We start from the raw sequence: 17,822 nt of genomic DNA on the forward strand, positions 1-17,822 counted from the left end.
GTAGATCCGATGGGACATTTGTTCTTAGTCATCCATCGCCATACACAGAAAGTGTACAACCATCTAGGCCGATCGCATCACTGACGAACAACAACGAACTCGAACCACCCACGAGCTCCCCGTAGAGTATAGGACCACAATGTCTACCTTCAACACCTTAAAAGCACACGGCGTCGAGCGCTTCGCAGGCAAGATTAGCCAGTCCGATGCAATTTGGGTATTTCACCACATTCCCAAAACGGCGGGCTCGTCGCTGACCCATGAACTTCGTCAAGTACTCCCACCTTACCGAAATATATTCGCAGATCACAGACCTGGGGTTGCATCGCGCGCGGATAGCCTGATGGATGCGGTGGATGCTTTCCTCACGGATTACCCAACATACAAGTATCGCTCGGCGTCGGGACACCTGCGTAGACCTCATTTAAATCGAATTCTCGAGACACTACCCGAGGCGCGCTTGATTACCTTCCTAAGAAACCCTGCAGAGCGCCTCATCTCCGATTATAGATACGCCAAAACTCCGAAGCACCCGACCCATGTTGAGTTTTCGGAGAAATTCCCGACGCTGGATGATTACATCGACCACCCGCAATCTCAGAATAAAATGTGGGCGTTTGTTTCGTCGCAGAACGCTGACGCAGACGAAAAGATGATGCGTTCAGTATTCAATCGTTACGCCTTCATTGGGACACTAGAAACACTCGCTGACGACTTTTCGTTCTTTACATCTCTTTTTGGTTGCCCCAAGGCAATGCAAGCAAAAGTCAACATCACCGCAAATCAGAAAGATAATAAGGTAGAAATTGATGCGACAACCCTTCAAAAAATTCAGTCTCTGAACATGAAGGATTTTGCGTTGTATGACTTGGTGACTGAGACGTTGGCCGAGCGCCGGTCTGAGATGAACGATTTCATAAGATCGAAACGCGAGCTTTGGCTTGGAATTGCAGCCGAGTAATCATGTCGTTGCAACCCACCAACACATCGAACCGACTGGAGCGCAAATTATGATAGACGAAGCATCCCAAAAGGACGAGAACACTTCAAGCTCAGCCCTCCCCGTGCAGAGGTCGGAAATGCCGACGATGCGTGAGATTGAACTTCTGAATATTATTGCCGAGCTAGATAACACCATAAGAGAACTAAAGGCTCAGGCGAAGACTCCGGAAAGCTAACACTGGTTTTATTTTAGTGGCGGGCCATGGCCCGCCATCATTACCCCGAGATCCGAGCAAATGTGTTTCGATGCCGCATTAAACGCGACCTCACATGCTCGAAGACTTCAAGATCACCCGCGTTATTGTCCCTAATCAGCTTAATAACATCGTCTGTCACTTCCACTTCAGTTTCAGGCGTATCCGGCGTCTTTCTTCGATGTTCGACTGGGCGAGCGTTACTAGCTCCGAACAGCTCCATCATTGTATAATACGAAAATGGATACATTTCCTGTAAGCCAACAAAGCAGAAGTCCGTATCAAGGATATCTATAGCATTCGATGCCGAAGGAGAGCCCTCTCTACCACATATGTACTCGAGAAGGGTATTCTGCGAAGGAGCAAAGTTTATATAATCCAAAAGGGTAGGAAACTTCTCGATAAACTCTCGATAAGGCGGATGCATTGGCGTCCGCTGATATCGATAATCCGATATTACTCGAGTCACCGGATCCCTCAAAAAAGTTATCAATTTGACATTTTCAACTGAAGCACGAATTCTCCGAACAAGATCGTAAGTTAGGTGGCCAGATGCAGATCTAAAGCGGGTGGACTGAGCCTCATCTATAAAGCGATTCGCCGCGCTGGATATTTTTTCCGAAAATGACCGTGAACCATCACGATAATCCACTTCAATGTTCCGGTAGGGCGATAGAGAAGCTGCCATTGCTTCCGAAAAAGACGAACCGGCAGTTTTCGGGATATGCATGAACAACCATAGAGCCTCCTCGTTGCGTTCACTTTCGATGAAAGCGGGAAGGTCAACTCGATCCAGGTCCTTAAACGGCATTGTCGCTCCGGCTAGAGTGTAGAGATCAGTAACTGCTGACAGCGTTTGCACCCGACTGCAAGGCTCGCGTGATCAAACGCTTCTTAGACTCACTCGAACAACCCGAGAAGCACTGACGGGCTGCGACGATCAACCCCAACGGTGAAGCTGGAAAGCTTGGCAAAAACTGCGACATCGCCCACAACTGTCGAGAATCAACTGCATCGCAGAGACCAAGTCGATCAGCGAAATCTTGCCATGCCTTCCGCGCTAGAGCTGCGACCGCCTTGTTCAATCGACTTCGGGTGTGGCGGCCCGATACGTGTGCGCGACTGCAGCACAGCTTGATCCACCTAACGTTTATTCCAGAACCTGCGTTACCGCAGTTGACAGAACCCCTAAGAGAGCACAGTGATAGAGCATCTGGAGAAGGGACGACTAATGGAAAGTTTCGTGCACTTTGGGTTTCACAAAACTGGATCGACTTTCATTCAAGAAACGTTGAGACTTAACCCAAAGAGATTTTCCCGCTACCACGTAGTTAACCAACGAAACCCTAGAAGTAGCAAGGCGCTGCGAACTGCCATTCAGGAATATTTCAGGGGAAAAACTGACCTTAGTGGCGCAAGGGTAGTTCTTCGTGATATTATCATAAAATCAGATGGGAAGAATATTCTAGTATCAGACGAAGAGCTGGCTGGATTCCTTCCTGGCAGGCAACGGGAATTTGGGCTTTACGAGAAAATTCGCCCTGTTATGGACATGATGACAGAGGAGCTTCCAAACGTTCGTTTCTTTACCTACACCCGGCCGCGAGATAAATGGATCCAGAGCGTTTATCAAGAAGCTCTTAGACGGCACCATTTAAAAATGGACAAGAAAAATTTCCTGAACGCACTTAAATTCAAAGGTGACACCGCCGACCTAGCTAGAGACCTCGCTAAGGGTTATGACTTCACTCATGTGGATATGTCGGTCGATAAAGAAAGAGGTCTAGGACACACCCTATTTCTATGGGCAGGACTTGATTCAGAAGAAATTTCTGCACTCAATTTGCCCAAACGAACGAATGAAAGCGTGACCCCCTCGATGGAGGAGGCCTTTCTTATTCTAAATCGCACACACTCCGGCGCAGACCTGATGAAGCTAAAAATGCTTCTATCCAAGGCGCTTGTGGAGGCCAGAGCCTGACGCAGCTAGGTTAACCTCGTCAATTGTTAGGCCAGAGCTCTCGATCCACAACTCCTCCCCGAACCTAGCCATGACTTCTTCCATCCTCTGGGCCAATTTCTTGGGGCTAGATCTAAGCATCCTGCGGAACTTTTGCTTAGCTCTTGCCCCCCTGCACACTGGGTGGAGAACTTTTCCCGGCAGGTGCGGAACCTCCTCTTCTAGGATCGGGACAGCAGATGAACAATGGGTCATTATTTGAGGATGTCGTTTTGCGACAGACTCACACTTGAAGCCCCCAAAAACCGCAAAGGAGGCGAAGAACGCCTCATCATTTGCAAACTCTTTGGGGTCAGACGGATTGTATTTATACTCCTGACAATACTCAGCACGGCGCAGCGTAAGAAAATCGAGCAGCCGTGCCGAGCTTCTTGATATCGGAAATGTTGCTCCATAAACGTTTCCGTTGACAGACCGCGCTACAGATTTATGCCAACCCCAAGACGGTGGTCGTCTCCCGAAATTTGATCCAAGATAGTCTGCCGTTGTCGCTTCAAATAAGCGAAAAAATCCGCCATCATCATTATAAGTGATCCTGACGTCGGGCTCGATCATCCAGTAGTAGTCATAGTTTGGAAGAGCTGATCTGGCTGCGTAGTACGCAAAGTCACCACATTGCCATCCGACTTTTGGAAAATACGTCAAACCGCATTTGGCCAGGAATTTCCCACCCGCCAAAAGAGTGTTGCCTTCGACCAACTGAAGTTCTTGATCGGGGTCGGAATAGGCGTCTACCACGAAAAAAATATCGCCGGGAAACTGCGCGGCGTACTGTTGAGCGGCCATACGGCACTCATCGTTAACTTCTGTGGTCCGGATGAGTAAGCAATTTTGGGGCACAGGTCGCTCCTGAAGGATGTATCGATGCAGTATGTAGCCTGGACGGGGGCTCTTCCACCCCTCAAGCAACAGATTCGGTCACGCCCTCGCAAGAGGGATCCAGCCTGCTTGGTGGTGCTGAGTGCTATTTCAGCAAATAGAGGCGATCAAGTTGCCGATAGACAGTCGGAACTGCCTACGAGCGGGAATTGTAGTGCCTTCTGGGTCGGCCTCCCGTCACAGGTCGGTCCGCCTCGAGATTTTATGACTCGTGGAACCGCAGTGTAACATTGGTTGAGCGTAGTCCGGCGCAGGAGTAGCGGCCATTGATTACCCCACAATGGCTCAATAAGATGCTATCGATCGCGTAGGACAGGGTCCCTTAGTCCACGGGTCTGAAACCGAGGCATCGATGTTCGTACAGCGCCGCAATCGCAACATGCTAGAGGCTACGTTCACCACGCTGGCCCTCATCTACCACGTAACCGTGAACAATCTGAGGAAAAGCGACAGGAATGCGATCATTGGCTTGTTGATGACAGTCGCAAAGTCGCTGACCATGATAGCCGGGTTTTATATGCTTTATGCGATTCTTGGCATTAGAGGCTCTCCGATTAGAGGGAACTTCATCCTCTACATCATGTCCGGCATCTTCATGTTTCTTTCTCATACGCAGGCTATAGGTGCTGTTGCGGGAGCAGGCAATCCTACCAACCAGATGATGAAACATGGGCCGCTGAACACGGCCGTGATGATCGCTGCCGCCGCGCTTGCTGCACTCTACCGACAGACCTTCTCGGCTTTGGTCATTCTAATCTTCTACAACTATCTTATTGAACCAATCCACATCGACAAGCCCATCACGTGCTACGGCATGCTGCTTCTGGCCTGGTTTTCGGGGTGCTGTATCGGACTCATCTTTCTCGCCTTCCGGCCTTGGTGGCCGCAAGGCGCTCAAGTTCTCACCCTGTTCTACCAACGCATGAACATGGTATTCTCTGGAAAGATGTTCGTTGCGAACACACTTTCGACTTCAATGCTACACATCTTTTCCTGGAATCCCCTGTTTCACATCATCGATCAGACCCGCGGCTTTGCATTCATCAACTATTCTCCGCGCAACTCTTCGCTTGAATACATCGTGTATTGTCTTGCTGCCCTTCTGATGATCGGGCTGATGGCAGAGTTCGTCACAAGAAAATCTATATCGATTAGCACCTTGGCGGGCCGCTGACATTTCGTCTTCCGTATTTTCTGGTGGTCCTCTGGGGCAAAGCGGGCTGCCAGGACTCTAGTTATCTGAGGGGCTCCGTATATTGCTTCGTCATTTGATGATGGTCGCGTCAAGCCGTTATATCAGCAGCGTCGCCGATTAGTATTTCTACGGGCCATTCGGACACCTTTAAGACACACGTTAGAATTGACAGCAATCAGCTTTGTTGTCATTTCTTTGCTTTCCTGGTGGGGTGGTGGAATACGCGGTAGTGACATTCTCACGAGCCTCACTTGACAGTATTTCCCCCATACGTAAGCCGTTAACCCCTTTCAGTGGCGAATTTCGGCGCCCCTATCTATCGTTTTACGTAGCACCTCGTGGGGCATCACCTTGCTTCGCTAACTTGTTTTCTTGACTTGGTTATTTGATTCGCCGCCGCCCGTATCGAAATACTCAGCGCCGATATCGACAATTCCAAATTCTTCAGGGAGAATTTCCTTTGGATTCCCATACGCTCCATCATGCAGCATGTTTTCCCATTTTGTTCCGCTGTCATTGTAGTCGTGAAAAGTCCTTATGAACATTGGATTTTCAGCCACCGAGACACAAGTGCGGCTTCTCCAGAAGCGATAGTGGTTAAATTCGAATAAATTTTTCTTTGATGATGCTAGCTGAAAAATGACCTGCGCTGGCGTCCAGTGCGGCATCACCACATGCTTCAAGGTCAATGAGCTTTCATAGTGTCGAGCAGCGAATCCCCTGCAGAAATCAAGTTCTACTGGGCGGCCGTCATCTAACATCGGCTTGATTATTCTGAACATATCCCTCGTTTTAGCTATAAAAGTTTTGTGGACAGCATCGTCGTCATCCATGCAAAACTCGGCAATATGAGTTGCGCGATCTTTCCTATACTCGCTCATCGCTCTTGCGCACACTTCTAAGTGTGGAAGATGTTCCGGTTGCTTGAATATTACTATTTGATTTCGATTTCTAACAAGTCGCCGAAGCTCACCAAGATATGGCATGTTCTCCCCGACCAATATAACCAAAACAAATCTATGGTCGGTTTGCGACACAATGCTAGGAAGGCAAATTTTCTCAAACAAGTTAAGTCTATGTCGGAGCTGAGTGTTATTATATTTCAAGGGCTCTTTGAAACCTTGCCCATTGAATGTCGGATACGAGAAGCGGCAAAGCCCAATGACTTGAAGCAATTCATTATTCCATTATACGATATGCTTTATAGCAATGATGCAAATCAGATCGCATCTAATCTCGGACCGGCAGAATAGAATCCGGCCAGCTTGCGAAATCGGGGTTTCGGGCAGCCTGTCTCAGGTCGCGACGTTGTCGCTTGGATTCGGTGGCCTCGGCCTTTTGCTCCGCGGTTCGTTCTTCTTTCGGGATGGCCTTTATTTCCTTGATCTTGTCCGTGGCCTGCTTCTGCGCAAGGAAACTTGTCAGATTGTTCGGGCTCATCTCCTCAAGGTTCGAGAAGCAGGTGAATTCCCTGGTCAGGTCCTCGAAATAGCCTTCATAGCGCGTGCCATAGAGGAACTTCGGCGAATGGTAATGCAGGATCACGGCATCTTCCCCGTTCATGCGGCTTACCGTTTCGTCGATGCGCTCAAGCTTCTTGCCGGGCATGTCGGGCTCGGCTTCCTTGCGCGACAGCGACAGGTTCCAGCGGTTCTCGAGAAGGTGGTAAGCCCAGCCCGCCCGTGCAATCGCCACCGGCATGGAGATCTGGTCGAGCCATGGGCGACTTTCCTCGACCTTGGGGTTGGCACCGATCTTCTGCGCCGTATCGAGCCAGAGCGCACCGAAATTCGGGAAACCGGCGACGGCCACGTTCGGAAAGCCGACCACGCCCGCATTGAAATAAGGTTTCGAAGGACGGCCGCTCCGCGCAAGGTTGATCGTTTTCTCGGGGGGCTCCATGTCGAACATCTTGTAGACGCGCGGCCAGCTTTCCTCGGATTTGCCCCATGTCATCACGCCTTCGGGCGCCGCCGAGACGGTGTTGTCGTGCAGGATCTCGGACGGTTCGAAAGCCTGCCAGAGCACGATATCCGTATCGAGAAACAGGGTGAAACCGGTCGAGCGCGGCTCGGCGCAGGCCAGGATCTTGTTGCCATGCGGGTAGGGTGGATCGAATTTGCCGGTCGCCTCGAAATAGCGGATCTCGGCATAGTTCGCCTTGAAGAACTCGCTGACCTGGGGTGGGATCATCTCGGCTTTTTCGGCCGGACAATAGCCGATCACTTCGATCTCCGGCATGTGGCGCCGGATCGACGCCACGAGAAGGATGCCGTCAGCTATGAGTTTGGGAGGGTCCAGTACGAAAATGATGCTGGTATCTCTCATCGTCAGCCCTCGGCAATTTTGGGGGAACGTCAAAGCTTTTTGACGCTCCCATTCGAAATGAAAATGCTGCGAAATACTTGCTGGTCGTGAGGCCCTCTGCAACCTGAATATTGCCGCAGATCGAGACTGTCAGCATCCATGCGACTGGCCGATGCCGGTGGGGTCAGGTTTGCCGCTCAACGGACGGATTCGGTAGTCTGATACATGACGGCTCCGGCCGTCTTGCCGCTCATGTCTAGCCCGGACGTCCCGACTTTGGTCAAACATAACACCGCCCGAGTCGTGCCCATTGGCCGCTCCGCACCGGAGATCTCTTGTCCATTTCGCCAACTTCCCGACTCACATTAGCAATGACAACAATTGCCTTGTATCGATTGTTTGGTTGCGAGCCGGGTGGGAGGAGTTGTGATCTACCCGGCAGCAGCGACGTTCAGCGTGACAATGCGCCGACCTCTCTGGACACCGCCGTCACCGCATCGACACCCCGCAGGGACTTGATCCCCTCGAAAGCGGCCTCTTGCAGCTTAGCCTTCGCGAGGTCGGCAATCGTCTCAGCCGACGGTTTGAGCGCACCGATCGCGTCAGGCACGGATTTCGTCGCATAGTCCAGCGCAGCATCAACGGCGGCCTGAGCGGTCAGGCCCTTGCTGAGCGCCAAGTTGATGCCCGTCATGATTGCCGAGTGCAGCGCCTCGCGGTGCCTGGCCTCGATCTCGATCCCCCACTTTGCCTTTGCCTTGGCTGCAGCCCAGGTCAGCACGCCGGTCAGGATCAGCCCGGCAATTTCCAGCAGTTGCGGTAGAACCGCATGCATGATCGCGTCCATCTTCGTCCTCTTTCAGTTCTTTCAGGATTTTGCGCGCCCGCTGTCGTGCCGCCTCGTCATCGAGGAAGCGCGGCAGAAAGGGTGACAGCTTCACGCCAGCGCCAGGATGCGTTCGGCGGCGAGCTCGAACTTCTCGAGTGCGGCCTGGGATAACGGGCCCCAGATGCCGTCGATCTTGGCGGTGTAGAGCCCGAGGGCCGCGAGCTGGCGCTGGAGCTGTTTCTCCCGGCTTTCCGCCGGCGTTCCCGCGATTGGCTTCTCGAACAGGGCCCGTTCCTTCGCGCGCCTGGTCACGAGCCCGTTCTGCCTGACCCCTTCGTCATAGATCCAGCGATCGAACTCGGATGCCGGATCGGCGCCGGCGTTCAACTTGCGCAGCAATGTGGAGGCGGCGAATTGGCCGCGGCCGATGTTGAAGACGAAGCTGACGAGGGCCGAGAACTGGTTCTCGGTCAGATCGACCGTCACGAGCTCCGCAACCACGGCCTCGGCCCCTGTCACATCGCGCCGCAGGATCTCATCGGCCTCGGCCGCTGCGATGGTCATGCCGACCGCGACCCTCGGAGACCCGGCCGCCGAGGTGTGGCCATATCCGATCGTCAGTACCCTGCCCGTGTCGTAATAGGCTGCCAGGCGCAGGCCTTCGCTGTCTTTGATGATCTGCAAACCAGCGTCATTAATCTTCATGCTGTCCTCGCAATTAAAAAAGGCCCGCACGATGGCGGGCCGAACCGGGTTGAAGCTGAGGGGAACTGGGGGCAGAAGGTCGCCATGAAGGCGACCCACGACGAAACGACATTCACGCTGACCGGCACCTATTGGTCAGGCACCTATCCGCTCGACGAACTACCGCGCTGGCTGGATTTCTACAGGCGCATGCAGGTCACCCATCCCGGGGTCGCGCACACATATGCCCCTGCGGTTGCGGCACTAGAAAAGCTCTCGCAGACGCTCGATCAAGTCAGCGGCATCAGCTGATAGGTGACCACGTCGGTGCGGTCGAAGACCCGCCGTCCGTCGCAGTCATATTCAAGCGCCAGGTAGAGCTCGATGCGACCCGGTCGCAGCGTTTCGGGCGGTGTCAGCCCGATGCGCAGTCGCGTTTGCTCTTCACCGATCTGCCGCGTCGGGCCGACCGGCGACCCCGGCGTAATGACGCCGCCAGCCTCGGTGAAGAGGCTTTGCCCGCTGGTGAAGATGCAGCGAGATCCAAGCGCGGTTCGTTCGATCACCAGGTTGAGTACGACCTTGTCGCCGACCCGGACTGGCTCGGTCACATAGCTCAGTCCCGGCGTTTGCCGGATCACCCGGTTGTCACCCGTCGCGGCGGCCAGATCCGAGCGCAGCGCCACCAGATCGTGTTGCAAGGCGGCCAGCGTCGCCGGGCTCTGCCAGATCGCCTGCACATTGCCCCAGAAGGGCGTGAAGATCGCGAGGAAGATTGCACCGATCACCCAGAACAGGATGCCGGTAATCCAGACCCAGAGACGGTCCAGGAAGAAGCCGAGGGTCGGGACGATGCGACGCCCCTGGCTCTCGATCGATTGGGTCATGAAAGCGGTCTCCATTGGTCTGATGGATAAGAAAGATCCCGCCGAAGCGGGCTTTGCGCAGGCGCGGCAGAGATCTCCCGATCAGAGAAAGTCCGACAGCCACTTGCTGCGGGCAATGACGAAGCTGCGGGCGTCGCGCGATCGGGCCGTCATGGCCGCGATGATCTCGGCCGGTCCCATCTCTGCAAAGAGGCCGGCATAGCCCGCGCGCATGGTCTCCGCTTCCCTGGCGCGATAGGCCGGTGCCGAAACACCATGGAGCAAGGCCGCGGCCTGGACCTCGACCTCGTGTCCCATGATCTCGAAGTCCCGGCGCCAATCGGGCGAGATCCGGATGCGGAGCAGATTGGCCGGATTGAGCTTGTGCATGGCCTCCCAGGCCTCCTGCGCCAGCACGGCGGCCGGGTAAGGAGCACTCGGATCGAGCAGGACAAGACCCGGCCAGTTGCGGCCGTTGGCGCCCTCAAGGCGGCGCCGGATGACAATCGGAAACATGGATGTCCTCGCATAAAAAATTCCGCCGAAGCGGGTGCGGTGATGGGCGAGATTCGAAAGGCTTACAGGGCCTCGATCGGGCCGATCGGATCGGAGAGCGACTGGGTGTATCCGCCCTGCAGGCTGTTGGTGGCCTGCGAGCGATACCTGATCTGGCAGCCGATATCCTCGACCGTTTTGGTGTATTCGAGCCCGAACTGCCCGGAGATGAGGACACCGTCCCGCGTCCAGCGATCGAGAATGGTGATCGGCCCCAGCCCCTGGAAGACAGCCCTCGTCCCGGTCAGCTTGCCCCCGACGAAGACGTCGCCGGAGACGCTTGCCGGCTCGAGGATCTTGACCGCCCCGGCGATCGGGCCGACGGGCACTGCCGCGACAGAGGCACTCAACAGTGCATCGCTGGCCGTCACCACGCAATCGATCATTGTGCCGTCATCTGCCGCGACCGTGGTGTAGGTGGCCGAGGTCGCGCCCGAGATATTGCTGATCACGCCATCGATCATCCTGCGCCACTGGAAGGCATAGGAGATCGAGCTGGCCGAGGACCATGTTCCGGTCGGGCAGGCCAGGACCTGCCCCCGCTCTGGCGTCCCCCCGATCACCGGAAGGACAGTGCAGACCGGGCCGGAGAGGACCAGGGTCGAGATCACCCCGCCCCAGTCGGTGCCCAGCAGATGCGCCGCGCTGGTGGTCAGCCGGCGATAGCCGCTGAGAATGGTGCCGCCCACGATGCGTGGCTCCCGCAGGGTGATCCCGGTCCCGGCAATATAGCTGCCCTCGGTGGGCATGTTCTCGACCAGCAGCCCCTGGATCGGGGCCCAGCCAAGGTGACGATCGTTGCCCCCAGAGACTTCGGCAAAGCGCGTGGTGCCGGCCGTGACCTGGCCGAGCTCGGTCACGGCAGGCGCGAAGACCGTCAGGTTCTTGCACCTGATCCCGGCATTATAGGGCACGTCCGGATCCGGATAGGGCGGTGGCTGGATGCCGTTGAAGTCGATCCCGTAGCTCTTCTGCGCCTCGACCTCGGCCGTGCTATCAGGGGCCCAGAGGAAGGGCTTTTCCGGATCCGTCATCCTGACATCGCCGGAGATCACCACGCCGGTCGATTGCGTCACCGTCACGCCGCAGCGGTTTGCCCCGATCTCGAAGCCCTCGAAGTTGAGCGACACCCCGTCCGCGCCATGGATCCGGACGCCGTGACCATAGCTGTCGGTGTAACCGTCGACCCGCTCCGCACCATAGGCACCGGGCAGATGGTCGCCGATCGATCCGCGCAGGTTCACGACCGTGTTCTTCGGCCGGGTAATCGGCGCCTCCAGGCCGGGCTGGCCCTGCATGATCGTCAGGGTCTGCAGCCGGTCGGGTGAGCGCGAGGTCACATCGATGAAGGTGTTCTCGACATTGCCGAGCACCATGATGCCGTTGAACGGGCGGCGGGCCGTCGCTGCGACCAGGCCGTCCTTCTCGACGAACTGGTGATTGACCTGGCCGGAGAAGCGGAAGTTCCGCACCTTGGTCTCGTCGCTGGTCGAGTTGATGGCAATGACCGATTCCCCACCCTCGGTGCCAACGATATCCGTGGCGAAGCAATCGACGATATCGCCGAAGGCGCCGGAATCGTGGCAGGATACCCAGACCAGTCGGGCCCGGGCCCCCGACATGCGCGCGCCCCTGAAGCCGCAGCGATAGGATCCGGCCGAGCCGCCGAGGATCATCATGGCATCGTCGCCGGAGCGGCCATGCATGTCGGAGATGATGCTGTCGGCGCTGCTGGTCATCCGCGCGCCGCCGGATCCGCCCTCGACATCCTCAGTATAGATATAGGGCCGGTGCACCTGGCAGTTCTGCAGCGAGACCACGAAGGCCTGGTCGCCATGATAGACGAAATGCCAGCCATGCAGGTCCGGGCTGTCGCGAAGATTGGCAACCAGCGGGTTGCCCTCGAAGAGCAGCCCGGTCGCGGGATCGATGAAGGGCTCGATCCGCAACCCGAAGGTGGCAAGGCCGGGGATATAGGGTTTGACGCCCGAGGGCTGCCGGATGAAGCCGCCATTTTGCTGCGAGGCGGGTTTGAGGATGGCGCCATCCTCCATCTCGATGATGAGATCGCCCGCGGCCGGAAGGGTGAAATAGTGGAAGGGCCAGACGCCCTTGCCGATCTTCAGCGCCTTGCCGGTACCGGGGAGCGCATTGATCGCGGCCTGGATCAAGGAGGAGTTGAAGCTGGCGATCGCCTCGTTCTCGGCCGCCCCGCCGGCGACTGCCTCCCTTATGTTCGTCAGATCGGCAATGCCGCGATTGAGATTGAGGAGTGCCGCTTCCGGGGTGGTGTCCTCGCCGCTGATCCGGCTCAACGCGATGGTGACGCCGGCGTAATCCTGGAATTGCAGCCGGATGTTGATATTGACCAGGCCGGAAACCGGGAGCTTCTCGGTGAACTTCATCGCCTGGCCGGGCACGAAGACGTGCCAGGTCGGGCTGGTCCAATAGATTGCCCCTGCCCCGCCGGTGGGATTGGTGTAGATCTGGAAGCGGAACTGGGCCGCGCCGTCGGCGATGCCTTCGGCGATTGCGGTGAAGTCTTCGGCCGCGAGCGGCGCGCGCAGCACCGTGCCCTCGTAGATCTGGCAAAAGAGGGTCTGGCCCAGCTGGCCCGTCAGCACCAGGTTACCGCCCGAGGCCGTCGCCAGGATGCGGGCGGGATATTGCGAGACCCAGGCCCCGATGCCACCGGCGAAGCTCGGGGTATCGACGAATTGGCGGCGGCGCCACTTCGCCTTGAGGCTCGGAACTTCCGCTGCCGCAGCTTGCGCCTGGTCTCTCGCGACTTCGGTCACGGCCCGATCTTCGGCTGTCCGCTCGCGGTATTCCTCGGTCTGGAGGAGATCATCGGCGGTGTAGCCAGCGGCTTGAACCGCCTCATCTCGCGCGCCCTGCATCTCGCCCCTGAGTGCCGTCAGGTTCTCATTGGCCGCGACGGCGGCGTTCAGGTTCGTGCGATCGGCTGGCTCGAGCGCGCCGCGTGCGCCACGTCGCGCCACCTTGACCTTGACGATATTGGACATCAGCAGCCCTCGGAAATGTCGATGATGAGATCGCCCTCGAACTCGGGCCCCTGCCCCCAGTCGAAATAGAGCGATGCGGTATATTGCCCGGCCGGCAGATCGAGGGGCTGCAGGTCGACCTGCAGCGCGCCTTCCTCGATGACACCGGGGAGCGGGATGCAGATCCCCTCGGCCGAGACGCGCAGCTCGCCGCTGGCCTCGGCGAGATCGGTCGCCTCGCCCTCCTCGGTTTCCGGGATGAAGGAATAGACCCGGCGGGTGCCGCGCCGGTGGGTGAGAATGGTCATGTCGGGGGTCTCGCTTCAGGATGCAGGCGGCACCGGCCAGCTCGGGTTGGCCGGGTCGGTCGTATTCTCGGGCACGTCCCGCAGCGCCTGGCGGTAGACCCGCCAGGCCTCGCGCTCGGCCTCGCTGAGCGCATTGTCCGGCACCTGCGTCCAGTCGCAGGCGGCGAGGCGACGATCGCGGGCGATGCGCAGGATGGTGAAGGCCTCTGCCCGCTCGGCCGTGAGATCGGCTGCGCTGCGCGGATCGGTCCAGGCGCCTGCCTCGAAGTCGAACGCCGCCCAAGGCCCCGGCCGGGCCGGATAGGCGGCGAAGCCCTCGCCATCCCAGTAATGCGTGGCGTCGGTAACGCCCTGAGGGGCTTCCACCGACAGGAGCGCGCCGCCCTGCAGTTCGATCATGTCTGCGGGACAGGTACCCGTTTGCAGGATGGAATGCCCATCTGGCGCGATCACCGCGTAATGCAGGACCGGGTTCGGCGTGCCCTGCATCAGCAGCTCGGCAAGCCTGACCTCTTCGGCAAGCCGGGCCGCCTCTTCCTCTTCATCCATGGCTGGGCCTCATTTCTTCACATGCATCGCCACGAGCGAGCGGTTCACGATCTGCGGGTCGCCGGTATATTCGCCCGAGGTGAAGCGCTCGACGCGCAGGCTGTAGGTGGTGGCACCGGTCCCGAGATTGGCATCCCGGAAGGCGAAGGAGGCCGAGGTCTGGGCGCCGTCATTGCCCGAGACCGAGGGGAACTGCGCAATCAGCGTGCTGTCCCGATAGAGCCGGAACATCGCGATGGACGAGGTGATGTATCCGCCGATCTGGGCTGTGGCCCAGAGCATGGTCGGCGCCCCTTCCCGGACCATCGAGACCGAGAGCAGTGTGACCTCGCCCGTCGCGGGGTAGAGCCGCAGGTCGGACGAGTTCGTGGCCCCGACCGGGACCGTCACCGCGTTATCCGCGAGCCGCAGCGTGTCGACCGCGAGCGTCTGGATATGGGCCCGGGTGATCACCGCCCCGTCGATCTGGGCCGAACCGGTGATGATCCCGGTCGATGCCAGGAGACCGCCGGTCAGCGTGCCCACGACGATATGCGTGCCTCGGATCGTGCCGTCGACGATCAGCTCGCCCACGCCCTTGCGCCTCATGACCGGCTGCGAGAAGACGATCGACCCGCCGGCGGCATAGCCCGCGTCATCGACGCGCAGGACGATGCGCACCAGCACCGCACCCTCGGGCGCGACCCCAGAGGTGCTGATCCGCCCCCAGGTCATCGAGGTCTTGGCGACCGCGGCAGCGCCGAGGATCGCCCCGGAGAGATCCGCGAACTGCAGGATCAGCCGCGAGCTATGCGCCGCCGTGGCTCCGATCCGGCACGATGCGAAGATCTCGTCGCCCGGCGAGATGCTGGCCCAGTCGCTGGTGATCGAGGTGAGCGTATTGTCCGGGCGCGGGTTGACCACGAAAGTGCCACGGCATTGCGCCTGCGCCGTCGTCACGCCACCATTCGGGTTATGCGTGACCCATGTCGCCGTGGCATTCGTGCCCCAGCTGTCCCGATCCTGCATCTGGTTATCGAGCACCAGGTTGTCGAAGGCGGTGATCGCCACCTTGCTCGCGACCATGGCTTTCGCCGCGAGCTGGTCGACGCCGATTGCCCCGGCCGCGATCTGGGCCGCAGTCAGCTGCCCGACGATCTGATCGGCCGCGTTCTGGTCGACCCATGCGGTGCCGGTCCAGCGATAGAGCCGACCGGTCGAGAGCAACACGACCAGATCGCCCACGCCGATGCCGGAGGCTGGCAGCGAAACCACCAGCCGCGGCGGACGCATCGAGGCGGCGAAATAGGTCTCGTCGAGGACGCCCTGCAGGCTTTCCGCGATGAAATGGATCCAGATGCCGAGCGTCGCATCCCATTCGTAGAGGGAATTGTCGGCACGAGACCAGGCCAATTCCCCCTCATAACCGCCCGGCACCGAGCGATCGAGGATATCCCGCGTCGCCTTCAGGCCGGCGCCCTCGAAGAGGCCGAGAATGCCGTCGACGAAATCGTCGTCGCCCAGGTAGATCGCGTCGGTCGTGACATTGACCCAATCGGTCCAAGCGCTCTTCGGCGTGATGCTCGACTGCAGCCGCGCCCGCACCTGGTAGGCCGTCACCGGCGCGACGCCATGGACGTTCCAGATATAGGGTTCGCGCCAGGGCAGGATCGCATCGACCTCGAGGGCGGTTTCGCCGAGCTTGCGGGTCTCGACATGGATCGTCGAGACGCCGACCTCGTCGTCATCGCAGCTCACCTGGATCGCCACGCGCCGCGCGCGGGTCGCGCTGTCGGTGATGGTGACAGCCGTTGCCCCGAAACCGGTGATCGCCTGCACCCAGGGCCGCACCGGCTTCGGCGTGGTGATGGTGGTGGGCAGTTCGAGATCGGATGACCAGTCGTAATCCTCCGGGTTCACCTCGCGCAGCGTGACCGCGACCTTCATCGAGGGCGTCTTGGCGACGCTTTCGACGATGAAGAGCTTCGAGAGATAGCCGTTCTGCGCGCTGGACCAGCTCACCATGTCGAGCGGCTCGAGCCCGCAGGCCTCGGGGGCAAGGGTGAACTGATGGATGCGCATGCGCCGGAAATCGCGGAGCTGGGCCCGGTTCAGGCGCTGCACCTGGCGACGATAGGGCACGGCCGGATAGCTGATCGAGGTCGGCAGGTAGCGCCCGCCATCCTCGGCCCTGAGATCGGCCGCGATATATTCCGGGGCGTCCCGCGTGGTCCATTTCTCGGCGGGCTCGGGATAGCTGGCCGAGATCGCGTTGAAAGTATCCCCGAGCGCCGCGAAGGGCTTGTAGCTCTGGCCCTCGGCCAGTCCGACCTCCGCATCGGTGAAGGCATAAACCGCGGCCGCCGGCAGATCGACCAGCGGCTTCAGCATGCCGCCGACCTCGGCAAAGCGCATGTTCGCGGCCTGACCGAGACTGTCGAGCACGTCGAGGGCGCGCATATTCGCATTGACCTGCAGGCCCGCGCGATAGGCGGGCTCGGTGCCGCCCACGGCCAGCGTCACGGCCCGGTCGCAGGCGGTCATCGCCGCGACCCATTCGGCACGCGGCAGCCGCCATGCCGGGAGGTTCCTGCCGCCGAAGATCCACTCGCTGCCGTAATAGATGCCGCGCGCCACGTTATAGGCGATAACCGCCGCGTTGCGGCTCGGCTCATAGGTCGCGCGGTTGCCCCAGCGATGCGATCCCGAGCCGCCGGTCGAGCTGTCCTTTCTCGGGTCATAGAGGGCCAGGGGCTCGGGCTCGATCAGGACGTTCGGCCGGGCCGTCATCACCTCGGGATCATAGTAATAGGTCACGACGGCATAGGCCTTGCCGGTGCCGATCATCGCCGGGCTCCAGGGATAGTCCTCATCATCCCCGAAGATATCGACCAGGAAGGCATCTGCCGTGCTCTGGTTGCCGTTCTGGAACTTGATCCAGACCCGGTCGCGTTCCTCGCTGGTGCCGACGCCCTCGGAGAAATTCTTGACAGGGTAGCCCATCAGCGGGCCGCCGGGGCGATAGGCCGGTTCACCATAGGCGATCTCGCCGAGCTCGTCGTTGAACCAGACATTCTGCACGCCGGAGACAGGCAGGGCCGAGAACTCGAGTACTTCCGTGATCCAGCGCGTGTTCTTGCCCCAGCTCCCGATATATTTGCGCTTCCCGGCGGTGGCATAGTCGCCGAGGATGAAGGAGAGCGCGCTGTCGTCGCCAATGGCGACCTGGTCCTGGACATTGACGCCCGGCCGCTCGGCCGTGGCCTTGCCGATCACCTTGGAGAGCAAGCTTGCGCCGAGCCCGATCGCGAGATTGGCAATCGCGGTCGCGGTCGCAGCCCCGACGCCAAGAGCGGTGGCGATGAAACCGGCAACGGCGGATACCGGGTCGGCATGGGCCGGCAGGGCGAGCGCGAAGAACGCCGCCAGGGTGGTCAGAAAGAGGATCAT

Annotated in this window: 16 protein-coding genes; 4 read left to right on the plus strand and 12 right to left on the minus strand. The window is 58.8% G+C overall.

Annotation, left to right across the window (positions count from 1 at the left end):
* The first annotated feature begins 139 nt into the window (after positions 1–139).
* Positions 140–961 carry a sulfotransferase family 2 domain-containing protein gene (locus tag RGQ15_RS13510; RefSeq protein ID WP_311160825.1) on the plus strand — a complete coding sequence of 274 codons (822 nt, stop codon included), beginning with the start codon at positions 140–142 and terminating at the stop codon, positions 959–961.
* Between the two features lie 257 nt (positions 962–1,218).
* On the opposite strand, the gene RGQ15_RS13515 is transcribed toward RGQ15_RS13510, so the two are convergent.
* The gene (locus tag RGQ15_RS13515) at positions 1,219–2,007 is read right to left on the minus strand and encodes a sulfotransferase family 2 domain-containing protein (RefSeq protein WP_311160826.1); all 789 of its coding nucleotides are present in this window, start codon (positions 2,005–2,007) and stop codon (positions 1,219–1,221) included.
* Between the two features lie 390 nt (positions 2,008–2,397).
* On the opposite strand from RGQ15_RS13515, the gene RGQ15_RS13520 reads away from it, so the two are divergent.
* Positions 2,398–3,177 (plus strand): hypothetical protein, encoded by a 780-nt coding sequence (locus tag RGQ15_RS13520; protein ID WP_311160827.1) that lies wholly within the window; start codon positions 2,398–2,400, stop codon positions 3,175–3,177.
* On the opposite strand, the gene RGQ15_RS13525 is transcribed toward RGQ15_RS13520, so the two are convergent.
* Entirely contained in the window at positions 3,145–4,002 is an 858-nt protein-coding gene (locus RGQ15_RS13525; RefSeq protein ID WP_311160829.1) for a hypothetical protein, read from the minus strand. The two genes, RGQ15_RS13520 and RGQ15_RS13525, sit on opposite strands and share 33 nt — an antisense overlap.
* A gap of 445 nt (positions 4,003–4,447) precedes the next feature.
* Between RGQ15_RS13525 and RGQ15_RS13530 the strand changes: the two genes are divergently transcribed.
* On the plus strand, positions 4,448–5,269 hold the full coding sequence (locus RGQ15_RS13530; RefSeq protein ID WP_311160830.1) for an ABC transporter permease: 822 nt from the start codon (positions 4,448–4,450) through the stop codon (positions 5,267–5,269).
* A gap of 380 nt (positions 5,270–5,649) precedes the next feature.
* Here RGQ15_RS13530 and RGQ15_RS13535 read toward each other — a convergent pair whose 3' ends face one another.
* From RGQ15_RS13535 to RGQ15_RS13550, 4 genes are all read right to left on the minus strand, one after another.
* Positions 5,650–6,465 carry a glycosyltransferase gene (locus RGQ15_RS13535; RefSeq protein WP_311160831.1) on the minus strand — a complete coding sequence of 272 codons (816 nt, stop codon included), beginning with the start codon at positions 6,463–6,465 and terminating at the stop codon, positions 5,650–5,652.
* Between the two features lie 55 nt (positions 6,466–6,520).
* Entirely contained in the window at positions 6,521–7,618 is a 1,098-nt protein-coding gene (locus tag RGQ15_RS13540) for a hypothetical protein (RefSeq protein ID WP_311160832.1), read from the minus strand.
* 430 nt (positions 7,619–8,048) lie between these two features.
* On the minus strand, positions 8,049–8,444 hold the full coding sequence (locus RGQ15_RS13545; protein ID WP_311160833.1) for a hypothetical protein: 396 nt from the start codon (positions 8,442–8,444) through the stop codon (positions 8,049–8,051).
* 90 nt (positions 8,445–8,534) lie between these two features.
* Positions 8,535–9,131, minus strand: a complete 597-nt coding sequence (locus RGQ15_RS13550; protein ID WP_311160834.1) for a glycoside hydrolase family protein — start codon at positions 9,129–9,131, stop codon at positions 8,535–8,537.
* Positions 9,132–9,215: 84 nt separating this feature from the next.
* Here RGQ15_RS13550 and RGQ15_RS13555 point away from each other — a divergent pair, with 84 nt between their 5' ends.
* On the plus strand, positions 9,216–9,422 hold the full coding sequence (locus tag RGQ15_RS13555; RefSeq protein ID WP_311160835.1) for a hypothetical protein: 207 nt from the start codon (positions 9,216–9,218) through the stop codon (positions 9,420–9,422).
* Here the strand turns inward: RGQ15_RS13555 and RGQ15_RS13560 are convergent.
* From RGQ15_RS13560 to RGQ15_RS13585, 6 genes are all read right to left on the minus strand, one after another.
* Entirely contained in the window at positions 9,401–9,997 is a 597-nt protein-coding gene (locus tag RGQ15_RS13560) for a hypothetical protein (protein ID WP_311160837.1), read from the minus strand. The genes RGQ15_RS13555 and RGQ15_RS13560 overlap by 22 nt on opposite strands.
* 81 nt (positions 9,998–10,078) lie before the next feature.
* Complete coding sequence (locus RGQ15_RS13565) at positions 10,079–10,492, minus strand: hypothetical protein (protein ID WP_311160838.1); 414 nt, start codon at positions 10,490–10,492, stop codon at positions 10,079–10,081.
* A gap of 62 nt (positions 10,493–10,554) precedes the next feature.
* Positions 10,555–13,557: a hypothetical protein gene (locus RGQ15_RS13570; RefSeq protein WP_311160840.1), complete on the minus strand. Its 3,003-nt coding sequence runs from the start codon at positions 13,555–13,557 to the stop codon at positions 10,555–10,557.
* Positions 13,557–13,844, minus strand: coding sequence for a hypothetical protein (locus RGQ15_RS13575; protein WP_311160841.1), 288 nt, complete (start codon positions 13,842–13,844; stop codon positions 13,557–13,559). The genes RGQ15_RS13570 and RGQ15_RS13575 overlap by 1 nt, the downstream gene beginning before the upstream one ends.
* A gap of 15 nt (positions 13,845–13,859) precedes the next feature.
* A complete protein-coding gene (locus RGQ15_RS13580) occupies positions 13,860–14,393 on the minus strand; it encodes a tail fiber assembly protein (RefSeq protein WP_311160842.1) in 534 nt (177 codons plus the stop codon).
* A gap of 9 nt (positions 14,394–14,402) precedes the next feature.
* A complete protein-coding gene (locus RGQ15_RS13585; protein ID WP_311160843.1) occupies positions 14,403–17,822 on the minus strand; it encodes a phage tail protein in 3,420 nt (1,139 codons plus the stop codon).

It is taken from the genome of Paracoccus sp. MBLB3053 (assembly GCF_031822435.1).
In the GTDB taxonomy this organism is placed as follows: Bacteria; Pseudomonadota; Alphaproteobacteria; order Rhodobacterales; family Rhodobacteraceae; genus Paracoccus; species Paracoccus aurantius.

Coding starts and splice junctions, on each gene's coding strand:
- RGQ15_RS13510 (WP_311160825.1), top strand. CDS start 140: ATGTCTACCTTCAACACCTTAAAAGCACACGGCGTCGAGCGCTTCGCA.
- RGQ15_RS13515 (WP_311160826.1), bottom strand. CDS start 2,007: ATGCCGTTTAAGGACCTGGATCGAGTTGACCTTCCCGCTTTCATCGAA.
- RGQ15_RS13525 (WP_311160829.1), bottom strand. CDS start 4,002: ATGGCCGCTCAACAGTACGCCGCGCAGTTTCCCGGCGATATTTTTTTC.
- RGQ15_RS13530 (WP_311160830.1), top strand. CDS start 4,448: ATGTTCGTACAGCGCCGCAATCGCAACATGCTAGAGGCTACGTTCACC.
- RGQ15_RS13540 (WP_311160832.1), bottom strand. CDS start 7,618: ATGAGAGATACCAGCATCATTTTCGTACTGGACCCTCCCAAACTCATA.
- RGQ15_RS13545 (WP_311160833.1), bottom strand. CDS start 8,444: ATGGACGCGATCATGCATGCGGTTCTACCGCAACTGCTGGAAATTGCC.
- RGQ15_RS13550 (WP_311160834.1), bottom strand. CDS start 9,131: ATGAAGATTAATGACGCTGGTTTGCAGATCATCAAAGACAGCGAAGGC.
- RGQ15_RS13555 (WP_311160835.1), top strand. CDS start 9,216: ATGAAGGCGACCCACGACGAAACGACATTCACGCTGACCGGCACCTAT.
- RGQ15_RS13560 (WP_311160837.1), bottom strand. CDS start 9,997: ATGACCCAATCGATCGAGAGCCAGGGGCGTCGCATCGTCCCGACCCTC.
- RGQ15_RS13565 (WP_311160838.1), bottom strand. CDS start 10,492: ATGTTTCCGATTGTCATCCGGCGCCGCCTTGAGGGCGCCAACGGCCGC.
- RGQ15_RS13570 (WP_311160840.1), bottom strand. CDS start 13,557: ATGTCCAATATCGTCAAGGTCAAGGTGGCGCGACGTGGCGCACGCGGC.
- RGQ15_RS13575 (WP_311160841.1), bottom strand. CDS start 13,844: ATGACCATTCTCACCCACCGGCGCGGCACCCGCCGGGTCTATTCCTTC.
- RGQ15_RS13580 (WP_311160842.1), bottom strand. CDS start 14,393: ATGGATGAAGAGGAAGAGGCGGCCCGGCTTGCCGAAGAGGTCAGGCTT.
- RGQ15_RS13585 (WP_311160843.1), bottom strand. CDS start 17,822: ATGATCCTCTTTCTGACCACCCTGGCGGCGTTCTTCGCGCTCGCCCTG.